The organism is Alphaproteobacteria bacterium (genome assembly GCA_024244705.1).
Classification (GTDB): Bacteria; Pseudomonadota; Alphaproteobacteria; order JAAEOK01; family JAAEOK01; genus JAAEOK01.
Genome location: JAAEOK010000001.1, coordinates 1 through 19,944 on the forward strand (window position 1 = coordinate 1; position 19,944 = coordinate 19,944).

The following is a 19,944-nucleotide window of genomic DNA, read 5'->3' on the forward strand; positions in this document are numbered from 1 at the left end:
ACTATTTCCGGCACGGATTTGAGCAAGAATGATTCCTAAATGACCCGGGGGCGATTCTTTCTTTTCGCTAGTGGCACCGTGTCGATTCTTTTATTGCGAGCCCTGCCCATCTCACCGACTTTTTCAGCACCCTGCTAGAGCAGGTTCGGTTGTGTTTGAACTGGAGGGGATTCCCAAATCGGAGCATGCGATGCCGCAGCCGCCGTCGCGGCGTCACATCAATGGCTGGAAGTAGGGCCGGAGCGCGTCAAATCCGGCGGGCCAGAAAACTCAGATTGTAGTCGAAGGCGTGGCACAGGCGCTGATAGTCCGACAGCAGCCGTTCGCGGAACGCCGCTTCCGAACGGAAGCGGTGCACCAAGTGCGCCGGATCGCTCAGCATCTCGGTCTCTTCCGCCGACAGGATCGCCGAGCGGCCCGGGTCGAGGTCGAAGAAACGCTCGACGCGGAAGCCATGGCCGCCCATGATCGCGTCGATCTCGTCGACGGTGCCGAAATTCGGCGGGCCGGCCGCCGCCGCCCCGGTCTGCAGGGCGCGCGCGGCAAACGCGAAATCCGGGTCCTGCCAACCGCCGTCCTCGAACGCGTAGCACAGCAGCGCGATCATGCGCCCGACGGCGAAATACAGGCCGACGAACAGTCGCCCGTCCGCCCGCAGCACGCGCCGCAGTTCTTCCAGAGTCTGGCTGCGGTCGACGAAATGCAGGGCGCTGAAACACCAGGCGCCATCGAACTGCGCTTCGGTGAACGGCAACTCGTTGCTGGTGCCGCCGGCGAAGACCGTATTGTCGAAGGCCAGCCGCGCCGACAGATTGCGGGCGATGGTGAGGCGGCCGCCCATCGGATCGATCCCGGTGACCGACCGGTTGACCTCGGCCAGAAACACCGACCATCGGCCGAAGCCGCAGCCCAAATCGAGAATATCCTCGTCGTGATCGAAATTCGCGCCGGCGACGATGTCGCGGTAGAACGTGGCCTCATTGGTAAAGCCGCGTTCGACATAACCCGAATGGCCATAATTATGGCCCTCGGCGAGCGAGGAGAGGTCGAGGCCGGTGAGATCGGGTACCGCATCGATGGCGCCGCGGCGCGGGCGCTCAGAGCCCGGCCTCGACGGAACCGCGGTAAGACTTGCGGACACGGACAATTTTCGTCCGTTCGCTAGATGATCGAACATGAAGACCCCGCCACCCCTTTCAGCACGTAACGACCGTTCATTTTTTTGTTCTCCTGCCGCCTGCGATACAGCCCAACAGATCGAGCGGGTCGAAAAGCGGCCCAATCGAGGCATTGGAATGTGGCGATTCCGAGGAGACCCCGCATCTACGCCGTGCCTGCTCGGCATTCCAACCCGTCATTCGCCGCGCGTCAACCAACTTCGCAGCGCTGTTCCCGGCACAGATTCCGGTGGCAACGAGCCGTTATGGCCGATTTTGGCCATCTCTCCGCCTCTTCTCCGATGATCTGTCTTCGGATATGGCGGCGGTTGGCGACAATTCAACGAATAGTGAAGGATCGCCCGGTGGCGATTCGGCCCGATCCAGGAGCGTCATGCCGGTTTGAGGCTGTCGAGCGCGACAAGCAACGGAACAACGCCAGTGCGGACGTTTCGATAGGCCCCGACGATGTCGCTACGGCCAAGGGATGCGCCGGCGACCGGACCCTGACGGGATTGGAACGGCCCCGGCAGGCTTCGGATTCGGTCGACGATTTCGCGCGCCGATGAATCGTGGACCGCGCCGTCGGCGAGGAACGACAGGATACAGCCCTCGAGTGCCGGATGATGGGTGCAGCCGCCGATTACCGGCGATGCGAGATAGATGCCGGCGCCGCCTCGCGCGGCGGTCTCGAGGCTCAGCGCGTTGAATTCGCTGGTGGCGGTGAGCGGCGCATGTTCGCCGATCTCGCCGCCGCTCGGGCGGCGTTTGCAGACCGCCGCCAAATCCTCGGCCAACAGCCAGGTTACCGCCGTTGGCACGGCGTAGTCGCCGCCGCCCGGGCTGCCCGCATTCAGCTCCGCGATCGTCGCCGGACCCCCGATCAACTGGGCGATGACGCGTTCGGTGTCGGCCGCCATCGCGTCACTCGGCGGCCGCGCCAGCGCCCGCAGCCGCCGCCGGCATCGATCGCCATCGGCGATCAACGCGATCGGCAGCCGTTCGGTTACAAACGCCGTCGCGGTGGCGGCATCGAATACCGGCGCCTTGACATAGACGTCCATGCGCTGACGCCGGTTATGGTGGAAATCCTTGACCAGTTCGATAAGCGCGGGATCGTTCAGTTCACCGGCCATGGCCAGAAGATCGGGCGGCAGCGAGAGCGTGGGATCGTTGCTATCGACGGCAAGGTTGCCGGCATAGTGGAGGCCCATGGCGCGAAACCGGTCGCGCATGTCGGGAAAAAATTCCGCCTGCCGATACGGCGACAGGGCATTGTGGGCGATCCGTCGGACCCAGCTATCCTGGGTCTTGATCTGCTCCCGAAACGTCGTCAGGAGCTTATCGGCCGCCGGATTGCGCACCAGGTAACCGGCCTTCGCCGCCTGCAGCTGCGCCAGCATCGCCATGCCTGCGGTGACGCGGGCGCGGCTGCCATGCCCGTGGCCGGCGGACACCCGGCGCACGAATTCCATCAGCGGCGCGGTGTGCGCATGACCCGGCAACGCCATGTATTCGACATAGAATAAGCCGCCCGGCTTGAGAACGCGGGCGACGATATCGTGGACCGCCGTCTGCGCGTCGGGATCGAGCCAGGAATAGGTGCCTTGGATCGCGATGAAGTCCGTTTCGGGCAGCGCATCCGCGGCGACTTCGGGAAACGCCGACCGGATATAGCGGACGTTGCTCAAGTTCGCCGCCGTCGCCGTGGTGCCGGCGATTTCGATGTGCTCGCGGTTGAAGTCGATGCCGACGAACCGGGACTCCGGATTGGCCGCGGCAAGGCCGTTGAGGGTCACCCCGGTGCCGCAGCCAAGCTCCAGGTAAACGTAAGGCGATGCCGGGTCGGGCGGCACGATGCCGCGCGCAGCGACGACATGACAGAGCAGCGTCGGTTGCTGATGCCGGACATAGGCCGAGGGGTAGACAACATCGGAAATGTAACCTGGATCATCACTCCCGCCTTTGGTCCGTGGGCCGGTCATGGCGCCCTTCCGGCGCCCGGCGCGAGCACTTTCAAGGCCGCCAACAGGGGAACGATCATCGAATCGAACCGGGCGAGAAGGTCATCGACATCGCGCTCGTGCAGATCGGTGCCGGGTCTCGGCGTGCCGGCTAAATCCAACGGCAGGGAAAGTCCGTGCAACCCCGCCGCGACGGTGGCCCGGGACTCGCCGCCGCCGACCCGGAGTTTGAGGACGACCGCGTCCGCGGGCGATAGCGGGACACAGCCGCCGGTGACCGGGGACGCCAGGAAGGCGGTCTCGCCGCCCGCCATCGCCGCGGACAGCGCCCTGGTATTGAACGCGCCTGCGACCCCAGGCGGCCCGCCGCTGCTCTCGACCGGTTGCGGCGGTTCCTTGGCAATCGCCGCCAACCCCGCATCGAGCAGCCAGATCATGGCTTTGGGAATTGCCGGCACCGGCTCTGACGCTTGCGCCGCGCGCGCGAGAAGCCCGCCCATGGCCAGTCCGCTGCCCGGTCCGGCCGCCGCGATTTGCTCGGCCTCGGTGGCCAGCGGGTGATCCGGCGGCAGGTTGAGGGCGGCCAACCGCCGCCGGCACAGGTCGCGGTCTCCGGTGACAACGAGATGGAAGTGACTGCCGAGAAATGCGGCGGCGGCCTCCGGCTCGTAGGTAGGCGCCTTGACGAAGACGTCCTTGCGCTGCTGCTCGTCGAGGCAGAAGTCCTTGATCAACTCGACCAGGGCCGGATCGTCGACGGCGTCGACCAGCGGACGAACGGCGGCCGGCACGGCCAGATCGAGGTCGTTCTTGGCGAGGCGGGTGCTGCCGACGAATTCCACGCCCGCCGCGGCGAGGCGATCACGGATGTCGGGAAAATACGCCGGCGCCGCGTGGGCCGCCAGCGCCTGATGGGCCCATTGCCGCCGAGTCTTGTCGTCTTCGAGATGGGAAAGAAAGCCGTCCAGGATCTCTGCCGCCGGCGGGTTCTGGGTCAGATAACGCGACCTTGCGTCCTTAAGGCATGACAGCAGGCGCATGCCCTCGATCACGCGCGATTCGCCGTCGCCGCCTCGGGACTCGGTGGTCTTGCGCAAAAAGTACCACAGCGGCGCGATCGGCGCCTTGCCGGGCAAGGACAGGGTGTCCAGAAAGAGCAACCCGCCGGGGCGAAGACGGCGCTCGAGAATCCCGTGGAGCGCGGTAGCCGCCGCCGGGCCGAGCCAGGAATAGGTGTCGTTGGTCGCGATGTAATCCGATAGCGGCAGGGACTCGACGGCGAGGTCCTCGAACGCCGCCTCGATATAGTCGACGTTGTCCAGTTGCGCGTCCACAGCGGCGGTGCGGGCGAGCCGTATATGCGCCGGGTTGGAATCGACACCGACGAATGACGCCTGCGGGTTGGCGGCAGCCAAGCCGTTCAAAGTCGCACCCGGCCCGCAGCCCAGTTCGAGGTAGTGGAACGGTGCCGCCGGATCCGGCGGCAGGTAGCCTTGCGACGCCGCGACAAGGCTTAACAGGGCGGGCTGCTGATAACCGATGTAGCCACCGGGAAAGACCGTATCGCGGGTATCGGATGGCGGCGACGGCCGCGTATCGTTTGGGATGGGGGAAGACTGCATCAGGGCTCTTGGGCGGCTGAGCCGGGACATTTGCCCGTATCGTCTTGCCGTGTCAATCGGCGCCGCCGTCCGTCTCCTCCGCGACGATCAGGGTGCTGCCGGAATCGCAGAGCCGCAGGAGATCGATGAGCTCGCGGCGCGCGACCGCGAGGCAGCCGTCGGTCGGCGCATAGTCCGGCCGCGCGATGTGGAGAAATATTGCACTGCCCGCGCCGGCGACCACCGGGGCATCGTTATGGCCGAGGACGACGATGATGTCGTAGATCCGGTTGGCGCGCCACAGCAACTCGTGAGAGGCCGTGTAGGGGATCGAGACCGGCCGGTTGTAGCGTTGGTCCGTTGGGTCGTCGCACCAGCCGTCGTCACGGGCGATCCGCGCCACCGGTAGTGCGGTGACCGGGGCCTGGAGGCGGTCGCCGCGATAAAGGACCCGGCGCAGGGGAAAGCGGCCGACGGGGGTCGCACCGTCGCCCTCGCGCTTGTTCCGGCGCACGCCGCCGCGGCCCAAGGCGCAGCGTATCCGGTGTTCGTCGTAGTACAGCCAGCCCGCCGCGGTGACGCGGAGGTCCACGTCAGGTTCCGAATTCGCGGCCGGCGCGTTCGCTCAGGGCGCGGTCATAGGAAGTCAGTTTCGCCATGACGCGGCCATAGACGGTATCGGCCGGATAATGGCCGTCGCCGTCGCCCTCGCCGGCCGTCATTTCGGTGAGCAATTCGAGCGCCTCCTCCACCGTGGCGACGCTCCAGATATGGAACCGCTCGTCGGCCACCGCGGTCGCGACCGGAGGCCGCAGGGCGAGGTGGATCTCATTGGCGGCCGGAACGATAACACCCTGCGAGCCGGTCAGGCCGGCCTCCTCGCAGGAGCGGAAGAAGCCCTCGATCTTCTCGTTGGCGCCGCCGATGGCCTGGCTGCGGCCCCTCTGGTTGACCGAGCCGGTAATCGCGATGTCTTGACGAACCGGCACGTCGGCGAGCGAGGACAGGATGGCGATCAGTTCCGCGAGCGACGCGCTATCGCCTTCGACGCCGCCATAACTCTGCTCGAAGGTGATCGATGCCGAGAAGCTGATCGGAAATCGCTGGGCGAAACGGCCCTTGAGAAAGCCTTCGAGAACAAGGACGCCTTTTTGTTGGATCGGTCCGCCGAGTGCGATATCGCGTTCGATGTTCAGCACGCCGCGCGCGCCGGCATAGGTTCGCGCGGTGACCCGGGTCGGGCTGCCGAAGCTGTGGTCGCCGGTGCTGCGCACGGTGAGGCCATTGACCTGGCCGACCACGGCGCCCTCGGTATCGATCATCATCGTGCCGAGCGCGATCTGCTCCTGGGCCCGGTCCTCGAGCCGCGAATTGCGCTGCCGTCTTTGTTCGAGCGCGGCATCGATGTGGTCGGCGTCCAGGCAGTCGCTGTTTTCGCCGTCGGCGATGACCGCGGCCTCGCTGAGCACGTCCTCGACCAGTTCGAACCGGGAGGTCAGGCGGTCCCGCATCCCGGCCCAGCGCGCGCTTTGTCCGAGAAGCGCCTCGATCGCGCCGGCGGCGCAACTGCGGTTGGCGAGCCGCTGCGCGGATTTCCCGATCAGGGCGCGATAGGTCGCCAGATCGGAAACCTCGGCCGGGATGTCGGGGTCGATATCCGCCTTGATTCGAAAGTGGGACTGAAAAGACGGGTCGAGCGAAAAGAACGCGTAGAACCAATTGGGCGCGCCGACGAGCGCGACTTTGATGTCGAGCGGAATCGGTTTCGGCGACGGCGCTCCGATCAGCGGCAGAGCGCCGCGTCGGGGTCGCTCGACGATGCGCAGCAACCGGTCCCGCAAGGCACCCTTCAACGCTTCCCAGGCATCCGGTTCGCGCGCGATCGCCTCCGCCCGGAGCACCAGAATGCCGCCATTGGCGCGATGAACCGAGCCCGCACGAATCATCGAGAAGTTGGTTTCGAGAACGCCGTTGACCGATTGGTATTCGATGCAGCCGAACAGATTCTCGAAGGTCGGGTTGGGTTCGAGAACGACGCTCTGATGCGGCGTGTCGCCATTGTCGACCATCAAATTGACCGCGTAGCGGTCCTCGGCGCGGCGCCCCGGCGGCGGCTCCTGGCCGTCCTTGGGCAGGAACAGGTCGAGATGATCGAGGACGTCCTCCCGCAGCTCGACCAGCCATCGTTTGAGGCCGACCAGCGCGTCGAATTCCCCTTCGAGCTCGTCGATCAAAGGAGCGACCGCGAGATCGGCGGTTTGGCGGCGCAGCTCCAACACCTGCTCGGTCATGGCCGCCGCTTCGCGCGCGGTCTCGACGTTGAAGCCGCGTATCGGCTCGCGCAATTGATCAAGCGCCTCGTTGACCGCCCGGCGCTCGTCCTCGCCGAGGGCATCGGGCGGTTTCGCATTGCCGTCGGCATCGAGCGCCGCGATCGACAGGCCCTGGGGCGTCCGTTCGAGGTGCAGGTTGAGGGCGTGGGCCTGCGCGTTGAGCGCGTCGAAAAGTTTCTGAAGCCGCCCCTGCACGGCCGCCGATAGGCGTTGCATGTCGTTGGCGAAATCCGGCGATTCGAAGGCGTTCTTGAGCGCCTGTCGCATCGCCGGCAGCAGCGCTGCCATGCGGATTCGCAGCTTTCGACCCTGGCCCGGCGGCAACCGGTAGGGGTTGGGTTTGTGGGGATGCTTGAAATTGTTGAGATAGACCCAATCGCTCGGCGTCGGCTTAGTCCGTACGTGGTCCTCGAGATAGGCCAAGGTGGCCGTCATTCGCCCGCTGCGATCCTCGCCGAGGACAAATATGTTGAAGCCCGGATCGTCGATCGCGAGGCCGCGCGCGAGGGCGGCGCGGGCGCGGGCGTGCGACGACAGATCGAATAGTTCGACATCGTCGGCGCTCGTCTCGCCCAGGGGAAAGCGCGGCAGAGCGATCGATTCTGGCGCCAGTCGGCGAGCGGTCATGAGGGCGGCTCCGGATCGGTCAGGGTCCGGCGATGGTGCGCGTGCCTTCGGCACCCGTCAAGGCCGGGGCCGGCCGCTCGCGTAAAGGTGACAGCGGCGTCGTGATGGGCCACACTGACCGCCGATTGCGGAGCAGGGTGATGGCACTGTACCGGAATTACAATCAGGCCGGTCTGGACGCCCAGTACAACAACCGGGCGCGGGTCCCGGGCCACCAGACCCATATCGACCGTTGGGCCACGGACAGCGCCGCGGTCCGCGCGACCGCCGACGGCCGGCTCGATATCGCCTACGGGCCCGCCGAGCGCGAACGGTTGGACATCTTTTCCGCCGGCCCGTCGGCGCCGGTGCTGGCGTTTATCCATGGCGGCTATTGGAAGGCGCTGGACAAGGACCATTTCTCCTACCCCGCCCCGGCCTTCAAGGCGGCGGGGATCAGTTGGGTGACGATCGGCTACCCGTTGGCGCCGGCGGCGACGATGGACGACATCGTCGATGCCGTTCGGCGCGCGCTGGCCTGGCTGTGGCGCGAGGGCGCCGGACACGGTCTCGATCCGAACCGGCTCTTTGTCACGGGGCATTCGGCGGGCGGCCACCTGACGGCGGTCATGCTGTCGACCGACTGGCCCCGGTTCGACGCCGCGCTGCCCGGCGATCTCGTCAAAGGCGGGTGCGCGATCAGCGGCATCTACGACCTCGAGCCGATTCGGCTCAGCTTCATGAATGACGAGATCGGCCTCGATCCGGCCATGGTCGGCCGCCACAGTCCGATCCGTCATGTCGACGACGGCGGCGGTCGCTTGGTGGTCGCGGTCGGCGCCGAGGAGTCGCCGGAGTTCCTGCGCCAGCAAGACGATTTCGCCACCGCCCGGCGCGCCGCCGGTAAATCCGTGACCGTCGTCGACGCGCCGGGCGACGATCATTTTTCCGTCGTCGCCGCGTTGGCCCGACCGGACAGCGCCCTGTTCGGCGCCGTAAAGCAACTAGTCGAACGCCCCGATTACACTTAAAACCTTGAATTCATAATGCGTTACGACAAATTTCCGAATGGATCGCGGTGACGGGGTATGGCATGACTGCAGGAAGGAGGCACTAGATTGTGGTGAATTCGGGAAAACGCAGGGTCTTACTGGTCGATGACGAAGACGCATTGCGCGAATCGCTCGCCGAGCAGCTGACGCTTCACGAGGAGTTCGACATCGTCGAGGCCTCGACCGGTGCCGATGCGCTGGAGAAGAGCAAGGCCGATTATTACGATGCCATCATCCTCGATGTCGGGCTACCCGATATCGATGGCCGCGACGCCTGCCGCCTGATGCGGCGCAACGGTGTCAAATCGCCGATCATCATGCTCACCGCCGCCGGATCCGACGCCGACACCATCCTCGGCCTCGACGCCGGCGCCAACGATTACGTGACCAAGCCGTTCCGCCTCGGCGTCCTGTTGGCGCGGCTCCGCGCACAGTTGCGTCAGCACGAGCAAAGCGAGGACGCGGTCTTCTCGATCGGGCCCTACACCTTTCTGCCCAGCGCCAAGCAATTGGTCGACACCCAGACCGACCGCAAGGTGCGACTGACCGAGAAGGAGACCGCAATTCTCAAATACCTCTACCGCACCGGCGACAAGGTCGTCGGTCGCGAGACCCTGCTCAACGAGGTCTGGGGTTACAACGCCGGCGTCACCACCCACACCCTCGAGACCCATGTCTATCGCCTGCGCCAGAAAATAGAGGCCGATCCATCGCGGGCGAGGATTCTCGTGACCGAGCCGGGCGGCTACCGCCTGATCCCGTGACGTCCGGCCGCCGCCATGTGACCGAAGTCACAGCCTTGAACACGGGCGGTCCTTACGGTGCGGGAAAAACTTGACGGGGAGGAAACGATCGACGGAGCCAAGGCCTGTGGCTGGTCAGGATAGTTTCAGCGTCCGCTTCTGGGGCGTGCGCGGCAGCATACCCTGCCCCGGCCCGGAAACCGCGAGATACGGCGGTAACACGTCGTGCCTGGAGATCCGCTGTGGTGATTCGCTGCTGATCTTCGATTCGGGGACCGGCATCCGCGAGCTCGGCGCGGCGCTCGATTCGGAGGCAAAAGCGAAGGGGCAGCCGCTCGACGTCGACCTGTTCTTCACCCACACCCATCTCGACCACGTCTGCGGACTACCCTTTTTCAGTTCGCTCTATGTCGGCGAGAACCGGTTTCGGCTTGCCGCCGGCCATCTGGTATCGAAATATCGGCTGCGCGAAGTGCTCAACGACATGATGATGCCGCCGCTGTTTCCGGTACCTCTGGATATCTTTTCGGCCGATATGACCTATTCCGACTTCGTCGCCGGCGAATCGCTGAACCCGCTGCCGGGGGTGACCATAAGCACCGCCCCGCTCAACCATCCCAACGAGGCGACGGGATATCGCATCGAATACGGCGGGCGCTCCATTTGCTATGTCACCGACACCGAACACGTGCCCGGCCAGCCCGACAAAGATATTCTGGCGTTGATCGACGGCGCCGACGTCTTCATTTACGACGCGACCTATACCGACGACGAATTCCCGTCGCATGTCGGTTGGGGCCATTCGACTTGGCAAGAGGGGGTGCGCCTGGCCGACGCCGCCGGGGTCAAAACCTATGTTCCGTTCCACCACGATCCCGCCCACGACGACGATTTCATGGACCGCGTCGCCGCCGAGGCCGAGGCCGCACGGGCCGGCACGATCGTGGCCAAGGAGGGCCTTGTCCTGAGCCCGTGATCGTCTCTCACGGCGCGGTCACACACATATGAACGTGATTTGCGGCGCCGTCCGCTGATCGTCTGCCATATATCGTTGGCGGCAGGGTCAATAGGTTAGGAGTGGCCAGGCAATGGCGAGAAGCGGCATCGTGACCCGTTGGCAGGCGCAAAGCAGCGCCAGCCTCTATCGGTCGCTCCCGGCGCGGGTCAGAGACGCCATTCGTGCTCAACAGGATGCCAGCGAGGTTCTGATCGGCTGGATCCAGCTCGCCGTCGTGCTGATATTCGGCACCCTGTGGGCGATCTCTCCGAAGACGGTGTCGAGCGAGGCGGCGTTGCCGGTACCGATCACCTTGGCCGCGTACCTGTTGTTCACCGTGCTGCGGCTCTATCTCGCCTATCGCCATCGCTTGCCGCAGTGGATGCTGGCCCTGTCGGTGGTCATCGACATGGGCTTGCTGCTGGTCCTGATCTGGACCTTCCATCTGCAGTATGACCAACCGCCGTCGTTCTATCTGAAGGCGCCGACATTGCTCTACGTGTTTATCTTCATCGCCCTGCGGGCGCTGCGATTCGAAGCGCGCTTCGTCATTCTGGCCGGGCTGGTGGCGGCGGCCGGGTGGGGCATGATGATCATCTATGTCCTGTTCTCGAACCCCGAGGACACGATGATCACCCGCAACTACGTGACCTATCTAACCTCGAATTCGATTCTGCTCGGTGCCGAATTCGACAAGATCGTGTCGATCCTGGTGGTGACCACGATCATCGCCCTGGCCATCCATCGCGCCCGCACGCTGCTCGTGCGCTCGGTGGCGGAGGAGGCCGCGGCGCGCGAACTGTCGCGTTTCTTTTCGCCCGAAATCGCCGATCGCATCAAATCCTCCGAGGAGCGGATTACGGCGGGACACGGCCTGTTCCGCGAGGCCGCCATCTTGACCATCGACGTCCGCGGATTCACCGCGCTGGCGCAGAAGCATCCGGCCGACGAGGTGATCGCCTATCTCTGCGAGTACCAGCGCCGCGTCGTGCCGGTGGTCCAGGACAACCAGGGCACGATCGATAAATTTCTCGGCGATGGCATTCTGGCGACCTTCGGCGCCGCCGCGCCGAGCGAGGCGCCGGCGGCCGAAGCCTTGCGCTCCGTCGAGGGGATTCTGGCCACAATCGACGACTGGAATCGGGAACGGGTGGCGGCTGGCGACGAACCGGTCCGCATCGGCGCCGCCGTCGCCTACGGACGCGTCCTGTTCGGTGCCGTCGGCGACGCGACACGCCTCGAATACACGGTCATCGGCGATCCCGTGAACCTCGCCGCGAAGCTCGAAAAACACACCAAGGCCGAGCAGGTGCGCGCGCTGACCACGATCGACGCCTACGAGGCCGCGGCGGCGCAAGGCTATCGCTACCAGGGCAAGCTCGATATCCGCCGCCGCCGCGATGTCGCCGGGGTTGCCGATCCGGTCGATATCGTCGTGCTGGGGGCTTGAGGCGCCGCCCTAAGCCCTCTTGATTTTCGGCACCCGCTTTGCGCGTGATGGCGGCCGCCCCTCGATAGGAGGATACCGGTGCCGCAGTTTCCCGAATATGACACGCTGGATGCGACCGCGCTGGCAGCATTGATCCGCCGCGGTGAGATCGACGCCGCGGCGGTGCTCGACGCCGCCCTCGCGCGCATTGCCGAACGCAATCCCGCCCTCAACGCCGTCGTTCACGACATGGGCGAGGCGGCGCAGGCGGCGGTCGCCGGCGGACTGCCCGATGGTCCCTTCACCGGTATTCCGTTCCTGGTCAAGGATCTCTATGCGTTTTGCGCCGGCGCGCCGTGCGAAAACGGCAGCCGCCTGTATCGCGGTTTCGTCCCGCAACAGGACGCCGAAATCGTCCGCCGTCTGCGCGCCGCCGGAGTGGTCATCGCCGGCCGCACCGCGACCTCGGAATTCGGGCTCTCGGTGTCGACCGAGACCGTCGCCTTCGGCATCACCCGCAACCCGTGGCAGAGGGACCATTCGGCCGGCGGCTCGAGCGGCGGCAGCGCGGCCGCAGTGGCGGCGCGGATGGTGCCGATGGCTCACGCCAGCGACGGCGGCGGATCGATCCGCATCCCCGCCGCGTGTTGCGGCTTGTTCGGACTCAAGCCGACGCGCGCCCGGGTTCCCCTCGGGCCGGGCGTGGCCGAAGCATGGGCCGGTCTCGCGACCCAGCACGCGGTGACACGCTCGGTGCGGGACAGCGCCGCCTTGCTCGATGTCGTCGCCGGCGGGATGCTCGGCGACCCCGCTATTGCGCCGGTGCCGGCGCGCCCGTTTGGCGATGAAGTCGGCGCCGATCCCGGCCGGCTCCGCATCGGTTTCTCGAGGCGCGGGCCCGGCGGCGACGCGGTGGCCGATGAGTGCGCCGCCGCGGTCGACATGGCGGCGGCCCTAGCGGTGGATTTCGGCCACGGCGTGGAGGAAGCGGACCCGGACATCGACCTCGAGGAAATCAAGGCGATGGTGATTCCGGTCATCGCCGCCAACATGGCCCACGATCTGCCATCGCGACATCCGATGACGGGGGCGGTGACGACGCCCGAAGACGTCGAGCCTCTGACCTGGGCGATGGCCGAGCATGGGCGCGGTATCTCCGCGGTCGATTATGTGGCGGCGGTTCACGGATTGCATCGGATCGGCCGCGCCTTCGCCGTGTTTTTCGAGCGCTACGATGTTTGGCTGTCGCCGGCGTTGGCGTCGCCGCCGCCGCGGCACGGGTATTTCGCCACCGATACGACGGACATCTGGAACTTCAGCGACCGGGTTCTGGCCTTCACGCCGTTCACCGCGATCGCCAATATCAGCGGCCAGCCGGCGGCCACGATCCCGCTCCACTGGCCCGACTCGGGACTGCCGGCGGGGATCCAGATCACCGCGCGCTTTGGCGACGAAGCGACGCTGTTCGCGCTCGCCGCGCAATACGAGGCGGCCCGTCCCTGGCAGGGGCGCCTGCCGCTGGGTTGAGGCGCGGACGCTGGCGCGGAACCGATCAGATCAATCGGAGGCGTTTCTCGGGATGACGGAGTGGCCCGACCGAACGAACCGGGACACGCTCTATTTGTAGGGATCGGCCGCGTCGCGCAAGCCATCGCCGAGGAAGTTGAAGGCAAGGACGACGATGATCACCGGGACGACGGAGAACATCAGCCACGGATAGAGCGCGACCACGTTGATGTTCTGCGCCTCGTTGAGCAACACGCCCCACGACGTGATCGGCGGCCGCAAGCCGAGGCCGAGGAAGCTCAGCGCCGTCTCGCCGAGGATCATCGCCGGGATCGACAACGTCGCGCTGGCGATCAAATTGCTCATGAAACTCGGCATCAGGTGGCGGAAGATGACGCGCCGCGGGCTGGCCCCCATCAGGACCGCGGCGGTGCAGAAATCCTCCTCGCGCAGCGCCAGCAGCTTCGAGCGTACGCCGCGCGCGAGGCCGGTCCAATCGATCAGGCCGAGAATCAGCGTGATGCCGAAATAGATCAGTATCGGGCTCCAGGTCACCGGCAGGGCGGCCGACAGCGCCATCCACAGCGGCAGCTCGGGGAACGAACGTATGGTCTCGATGATGCGCTGGATGACCGAATCGACCCAGCCGCCGTAATAGCCCGCGAGCCCGCCGAGGATGATACCGAGGACGAAGCTGATGGTGATTCCGATCAGGCCGACGGTCAACGATATGCGGGCGCCATAGATGATTCGGGACAGCATGTCGCGGCCCAGCCGGTCGGTGCCGAGAAGGAAGAACGTGCCGTTTTCGCTCGGACAGATGAGGTGGACGTCGAGCGGGACCAGACCCAGCCACTTGTAGGCGTCGCCGCGGCAGAAGAATCGGATCGGTTCGACCTTGTCGAAATTTGGTGCGTATTCGCGCTGCAGATTGGTCATGTTCAGCTTGAAGTCGAAGCCGTAGACGAACGGCCCGACAAAGCGGCCGTCGTGGAACATGTGGACGCCCTGGGGCGGCGCATAGATGAAGCTCGTGTTGCGGGTATGGAGGTTGTACGGGGCGAGGAACTCACTGATCAGGATGCTGAAATAGAACAGCAGCAGAATGGCGCCCGAGATCACCGCCAGCCGGTGCTGCTTGAGCTTCCACCACATCAGCCACCACTGCGAGGCCATGTAGTAGCGTTCCTGTTCGGGCGTCAGGGCCTCGACCGAAAGCGCGTCGAACGGCGCTTCCGAGACGTAGTGCTTGAGGCGGTCGTGCGACGTATCGGCCATCAGCGGCTCCCGCCCTGGAACCGAATGCGCGGATCGAGCACCGCCAACAGGAGATCGGAAACCAGCACGCCGACCACGGTCAACAAGGCGAGGAACATGAGGAACGACCCGGCGAGATACATATCCTGGCTGCGCAGCGCGTCGAGCAGCATCGGGCCGGTGGTCGGCAGGTTGAGAACGACGGAAACGATGGCGGCGCCCGAGATCACCTGCGGCAGAATATTGCCGATATCGGAGATGAACGGATTGAGCGCCATGCGTAGCGGATATTTGAGCAACAGGCGGGTTGCCGGCAGGCCCTTGGCACGGCCGGTGGTAACATATTGCTTCTGCAGCTCGTCGAGCAGGTTGGCCCGCAACCGGCGAATCATGCTCGCCGTCCCCGAGGTGCCGATGACGATGACCGGGATCCATAGATGTTCGAGGATCGAGGCGATCTTGCCCCACGACCACGGCGCACCGATGTATTGGTCGTCCATCAGCCCGCCGATCGAAGTGCCGAAATAGACATTGCCGATGTAGAGCAGAACAAGGGCGAGCAGGAAGTTGGGCGTCGCCAAGCCGATGAAGCCGAGGAAGGTTAACCCATAGTCGCCCCAGCTGTATTGGTGGGTCGCTGAATAGACGCCGATCGGGAACGACACGATCCATGTGAAGACGATGGTCGCGAACGAGATGAAGAAGGTAAGCCAAAGACGGTCGCCGACGACGTCGCGAACGGGCAGGCTGTATTCGAACGAATAGCCGAAGTCGCCTTGAAGCATGCCGAAGACCCAGGTCGCGTATTGCGCCAGGAACGGCTCGTCGAACCCATATTGCTCGCGCAGAAACGCGATCTTTTGCGGGTCGACGTTTTCACCCTGGCTTTGGAGCTCGGCGACGTAGCTCTCAAGGTAGTCGCCCGGCGGCAGCTGAATGATGACGAACACGATGAAGCTGATCGCCAGCAACGTCGGGATCATGATCAGCAGCCGATGGGCGACGTAGTTGAACATCGGCTAGTCCTTCGCCTCCGGCGGCGGCGGGAGCGGTTTGTCGGTTCCGTCGAGCCAGAACGTGTCGGGCCGGAAAATACCGAAATGGGCCCCTGGATCCCAGTTCCACAAGCCGTCCGCGGGCACATTGTGCAAACGGTTGCTGACCACCACCGGCTGCAGCACGGCGCAAACGAGTCCGATCGTGTATTGCTGATCGGCGTGGGTGGTCAGCATCTTCTGCCAGATCTCCTCGCGCTTGGTGCTGTCGACGGTGCCCTCCCACTCATGCAGCAGGTCCGCGAGCTCGACGACCTCGGTCAGGTCCGGCTTTTCACCCGCCTTACCCTTGGTCTCGTAATATTGACCCCATTTCGGCCATTGCAGCTGCTGCTGCGTCGAGGGGGCCAATTCCGTCGGGCTCATGGCGGCCGTCGCGTTGCCGTTGTTGAGCCCCGACCAGATCGACATGATCGTGTCGCCGGCGAAAATACGATTGCGGAACACTTCGCGCTGCGACGGTTTGGTAAACAACTTGACGCCAATCTTGCTCCAGCCGTCGGCGATGAGTTCGAGCACGTCGGTCTGCTCGGTGCTTTCGCCGGCCGTCTCGACGACGATGAAGGCCGGTTTTCCGTTCGGCAACAGGCGGGTCCCTTCGCTGTCTCGTTTGGTCAGGCCCATCTCGTCGAGAAGCGCGTTGGCGCGGTCGGTGTCGAATTGCGCCCACTTGGTCTGATATTCGGGCTTGAACAACGGGCTTTGCGGCAGGACCGTGTTGTTGCTCGCCAGGGCGAGACCGAAATAGACGACTTGATTGATTTCGTCGCGGTCGATGGCCAGCGAAAGCGCGCGCCGGAAGCGGGAGTCGCGCAGCACCTCGCGCCACGCCGGATCGTTGGCGTTGAGATTGGGAAACAGCGCCAGTTGGGCGCCGACCATTTGCGGCCACAGCCGCACCGTGTAGTCGTTGCGCTCTTCGCCCTCCTTGAGGAAGGTGAAATTATCGAAACGGAGATAGCGCGCCTGCAGATCGCTTTCGCCGGCTCCGGTCTTGAGCGGCACCAGGGAGCTGCCGGCGATATCGACCACGACACGGTCGATGTAAGGCAGTTGTTGTCCGTCCGGATCGATCCGGTGGTAGAACGGATTGCGCATGAATTCGAACCGCTGCGAGGGCGGGGCCGTCGCCAGCACCCAAGGCTGAAGCGTCGGCAGATCGACATTCTGATTGCGGTATTGCCGCCCTTGTTTCTGGTGCAAAGCGGCCCAATTGCGCTGGCCCTGTTTTTTGATCATGGCGGCGAGCTTGTCCGCATCCTGATACTTGGCGTGGAATTGCTTCAAATAGTGGGCGGGGCGATAGATATAGAGCGGCGAGGCGCCGGCCAAGGCGGGCAGGAAGTAGGGATTGGGGCTCGACCACGAATAGCGCACGGTGGTCTCGTCGGGGAATTCGACCAATGGGCGTTCGCCATCGACCAACAGCGCCGGCGGCAGGCCGAACGGTGAAATCTCTTCGTTCTTCGCCATGTCCTCCCAGTAGTAACGGAAATCGGCGCTGGTGAAGGGGTGGCCGTCGGACCATTTGTGCCCGGGCCGGAGCTTGAGCGTGAACGCGCGGCCGTCCTCGATATCGACCGCTTCGAGGATATCGGGAACGATTTCCAATTCGGGGGTATAGGTGACCAGACGGGCATACCCGTAGACGGTCATGATCCGGGTATCCTTCGCCGCCCCCATCAGGGTGTGGAGCGTGCCGCCCTGACTCCCGATCGACTTGCCCTCCGCCGCCATGTCGACAACGGACGGCACCAAGGGCACCCGCTCGCTCACCGGCGGCACGCGGCCGTTGGCGATGTCGTCACGCAAACTGGGCGTCTCCTTGAGGTCGAGCGCGGCGGCCTGACCCGGCAACGCGAGCAACATGACGACGAGCCCGATGGTTATTCTTTTCATTCTGCGGCCTCCCTGAGTGAACCGTCATCGGCGGCACGGACCTGGTGGCCGTCGCCGAGATCGATCATTCCTGGCAAATGCGAGCTGTCAATCGTGAACGGCGGCGCCCACGCGGATGGGTCCGACGTTCGTCCTTCGACGACGGCCTCGAAGTCTAACGGATGATTGAGGTCAGGATCGGGCACGGCGGTAAGCAGCGCCTTGGTATAAGGATGAATCGCTTCGCGGAAGAAGCGATCTCGGGGCGCGACCTCGACCAGGTTGCCGGCACACATGACGGCGATGCGATCCGCGATGTATTCGACCACGGCCAGATTGTGCGAGATAAACAGATAGGTCAGGTCCAGCTTTTCCTGGAGGTCCTTCAACAGGTTGAGGATCTGCGCCTGAATCGAAACGTCGAGCGCGGAAACCGGCTCGTCGCAGATCAGTAGATCGGGCTGTAAAGCCAGCGCGCGGGCAATCCCGATCCGTTGGCGCTGGCCGCCCGAAAAGCTGTGCGGGTAGCGGTTGAGGAATCGCGGATCGAGCCCGACCAACTCCATCAATTCGCGAACCGTCGAGCGCCGGTGGCGTTCGTCGCCGGTGCGATGGATGATCAGCGGTTCGCTGACGATATCGTACACCGTCATCCGCGGATTGAGCGAACCGAAGGGATCCTGGAAAATGAACTGGATCTTTCGCCGGTAAGGCTGCCGCGACCCGCCGTCGAGGCGAAGCAGGTCGACCAGACTGCCGCGGTCGTTATAGATCGCCTCGCCGCTGTCCGCGCTGATCGCGCCCATGATCATCTTGCTGACCGTGGTCTTGCCGCTGCCGCTCTCGCCGACCAGGCCCAGGCATTCGCCGCGCTCGATTACGAACTCGACATCGTTGACGGCGCGGATCGCGTTGTCGGACTTGGACAGCACGCCGCCCTTGCGGATATGAAAGGTCTTGCCGAGTCCGGTCACCCGCAGCAGTGGCTCGGCCTTGTCGGCGGTCGCCGGCCATGGCTCCTTTGCGGCCAGCAGGTGGCCGGTTTCGACGACCTTGATTTCGCGCAAAGGCTGGAGCCGCTCCCCGGGCGCCATCTCGAATCGCGGAACCGCGTTGAGCAGCGCCTTGAGATAGGGGTGGCCGGGGTTCTCGAAAATGTCCTCGACCGTGCCCCGCTCCATGACCTCGCCGTGGTACATCACCACCACCTCCTCGGCGACATTGGCGACCACGCCGAGGTCGTGGGTGATGATCAGCACCGCCATGCCCAGTTCCTTCTGCAGGTCGCGCATGAGCTTCAGGATCTGGGCCTGGATGGTGACGTCGAGCGCGGTTGTCGGTTCGTCGGCGATCAACAGCGCCGGCCGGCATACCAGCGCCATCGCGATCATGGCGCGCTGGCGCAATCCGCCGGAGAGCTCGAAGGGATAGGTCTTGAGGGCGCGGACCGGATGAGGGAAGCCGACCAGGCGCAGCATGTCGACGACCATTTCATCGGCTTGTTTGCGGTCGCATTCGCGATGGAGCATCAGCGCCTCGCCGACCTGGTCGCCGACGGTGTGCAGCGGCGACAGCGAAGTCATCGGTTCCTGGAACACGATCGAAATGCGACCGCCGCGGATGTCGCGCATCGCGGCGCTCTCGGGATCGAGCTGCGCGATGTCGACGACGTCGCCGTGGCGCAGCGGGTCGCGGAACAGGATCTTACCGCCGCGGATGCGGCCATTGGTCGGCAGGATGCTCATGATGCACTGCGAGACCACGCTCTTGCCCGACCCGGATTCGCCGACCAGCGCGACCGTCGTCCCCGGCCGCACGCGGAGCGAAATGCCGCGGACCGCGTCGACCCAGCCGCCGTGGACGTTGAAGCCGACCTTGAGGTCGCGGATTTCGAGGAGCTCGGTCATCGGGCCTGATCTTCCGACATATCGATGCCGAGTTCACTGAAATTGCTGATCGTCGCCGGCGTCAAGACAATCCCGTTCTGCCGCGCCGCGCGCGCCGCTTGCTGCGCAATTTCATCAAACCCCTCGAGGGTCGACTCCACGCAAACTTGCCCTGCTCCCCCCTTCAGGACCAGCTGCATCCAGCCTCCCGCTTGGTCACGCCGCGTCGAAAAGTAACTCAGCCTGACCTCTTCGACATCTTTCCAGCGCAAATTAGCGCCTCTTGCGCCCGAGGTCGATATGCCTTCTTCGTCGACGGCAATCGTCGTTTTTACCCGCTGCAGGACGCGAAAGCCGAAGATCGCGAAGAAGACGAAGAGGCCGCCGAAGATAATGGCCCCCGCCGGATGGCCGCCCGCCATCGCCAAACCGATGCCGGCGATAACCAGCCCAAGCGCCGCTCGGGTCAGATCGCCGCGG

The 19,944-nt window shown here is 64.8% G+C and carries 15 protein-coding genes; 5 read left to right on the forward strand and 10 right to left on the reverse strand.

Annotated elements, in window-relative coordinates; all coding sequences use genetic code 11:
* Positions 1–247: 247 nt before the first annotated feature.
* From GY791_00005 to GY791_00025, 5 genes are all read right to left on the reverse strand, one after another.
* Positions 248–1,141 (reverse strand): class I SAM-dependent methyltransferase, encoded by an 894-nt coding sequence (locus tag GY791_00005; GenBank protein MCP4326810.1) that lies wholly within the window; start codon positions 1,139–1,141, stop codon positions 248–250.
* A gap of 408 nt (positions 1,142–1,549) precedes the next feature.
* The gene (locus tag GY791_00010; protein ID MCP4326811.1) at positions 1,550–3,142 is read right to left on the reverse strand and encodes a methyltransferase domain-containing protein; all 1,593 of its coding nucleotides are present in this window, start codon (positions 3,140–3,142) and stop codon (positions 1,550–1,552) included.
* A complete protein-coding gene (locus GY791_00015; protein ID MCP4326812.1) occupies positions 3,139–4,743 on the reverse strand; it encodes a methyltransferase domain-containing protein in 1,605 nt (534 codons plus the stop codon). The genes GY791_00010 and GY791_00015 overlap by 4 nt, the downstream gene beginning before the upstream one ends.
* Before the next feature lie 52 nt (positions 4,744–4,795).
* The gene (locus GY791_00020; GenBank protein ID MCP4326813.1) at positions 4,796–5,314 is read right to left on the reverse strand and encodes a L,D-transpeptidase family protein; all 519 of its coding nucleotides are present in this window, start codon (positions 5,312–5,314) and stop codon (positions 4,796–4,798) included.
* Position 5,315: 1 nt separating this feature from the next.
* A complete protein-coding gene (locus GY791_00025) occupies positions 5,316–7,682 on the reverse strand; it encodes an AAA family ATPase (GenBank protein MCP4326814.1) in 2,367 nt (788 codons plus the stop codon).
* Between the two features lie 140 nt (positions 7,683–7,822).
* On the opposite strand from GY791_00025, the gene GY791_00030 reads away from it, so the two are divergent.
* From GY791_00030 to GY791_00050, 5 genes are all read left to right on the forward strand, one after another.
* Positions 7,823–8,692 (forward strand): alpha/beta hydrolase, encoded by an 870-nt coding sequence (locus GY791_00030; protein ID MCP4326815.1) that lies wholly within the window; start codon positions 7,823–7,825, stop codon positions 8,690–8,692.
* 92 nt (positions 8,693–8,784) lie between these two features.
* Positions 8,785–9,477 carry a response regulator transcription factor gene (locus GY791_00035; protein ID MCP4326816.1) on the forward strand — a complete coding sequence of 231 codons (693 nt, stop codon included), beginning with the start codon at positions 8,785–8,787 and terminating at the stop codon, positions 9,475–9,477.
* Between the two features lie 106 nt (positions 9,478–9,583).
* Positions 9,584–10,432, forward strand: a complete 849-nt coding sequence (locus tag GY791_00040) for an MBL fold metallo-hydrolase (protein ID MCP4326817.1) — start codon at positions 9,584–9,586, stop codon at positions 10,430–10,432.
* A 112-nt stretch (positions 10,433–10,544) separates the two neighbouring features.
* Entirely contained in the window at positions 10,545–11,903 is a 1,359-nt protein-coding gene (locus GY791_00045; protein ID MCP4326818.1) for an adenylate/guanylate cyclase domain-containing protein, read from the forward strand.
* A 105-nt stretch (positions 11,904–12,008) separates the two neighbouring features.
* Complete coding sequence (locus tag GY791_00050) at positions 12,009–13,409, forward strand: amidase (protein ID MCP4326819.1); 1,401 nt, start codon at positions 12,009–12,011, stop codon at positions 13,407–13,409.
* 90 nt (positions 13,410–13,499) lie between these two features.
* Here the strand turns inward: GY791_00050 and GY791_00055 are convergent, their stop codons facing one another.
* The 5 genes from GY791_00055 to GY791_00075 are packed head-to-tail and all read right to left on the reverse strand — an operon-like array spanning position 13,500 to position 19,886.
* Positions 13,500–14,666: an ABC transporter permease gene (locus GY791_00055; GenBank protein ID MCP4326820.1), complete on the reverse strand. Its 1,167-nt coding sequence runs from the start codon at positions 14,664–14,666 to the stop codon at positions 13,500–13,502.
* The gene (locus GY791_00060) at positions 14,666–15,661 is read right to left on the reverse strand and encodes an ABC transporter permease (GenBank protein MCP4326821.1); all 996 of its coding nucleotides are present in this window, start codon (positions 15,659–15,661) and stop codon (positions 14,666–14,668) included. Before GY791_00060 ends, GY791_00055 begins: the two co-directional genes overlap by 1 nt.
* Positions 15,662–15,664: 3 nt before the next feature.
* Positions 15,665–17,599 (reverse strand): ABC transporter substrate-binding protein, encoded by a 1,935-nt coding sequence (locus GY791_00065; protein ID MCP4326822.1) that lies wholly within the window; start codon positions 17,597–17,599, stop codon positions 15,665–15,667.
* Positions 17,596–19,485 carry an ABC transporter ATP-binding protein gene (locus GY791_00070; protein ID MCP4326823.1) on the reverse strand — a complete coding sequence of 630 codons (1,890 nt, stop codon included), beginning with the start codon at positions 19,483–19,485 and terminating at the stop codon, positions 17,596–17,598. The genes GY791_00065 and GY791_00070 overlap by 4 nt, the downstream gene beginning before the upstream one ends.
* On the reverse strand, positions 19,482–19,886 hold the full coding sequence (locus GY791_00075) for a hypothetical protein (protein ID MCP4326824.1): 405 nt from the start codon (positions 19,884–19,886) through the stop codon (positions 19,482–19,484). Before GY791_00075 ends, GY791_00070 begins: the two co-directional genes overlap by 4 nt.
* Positions 19,887–19,944 lie beyond the last annotated feature (58 nt).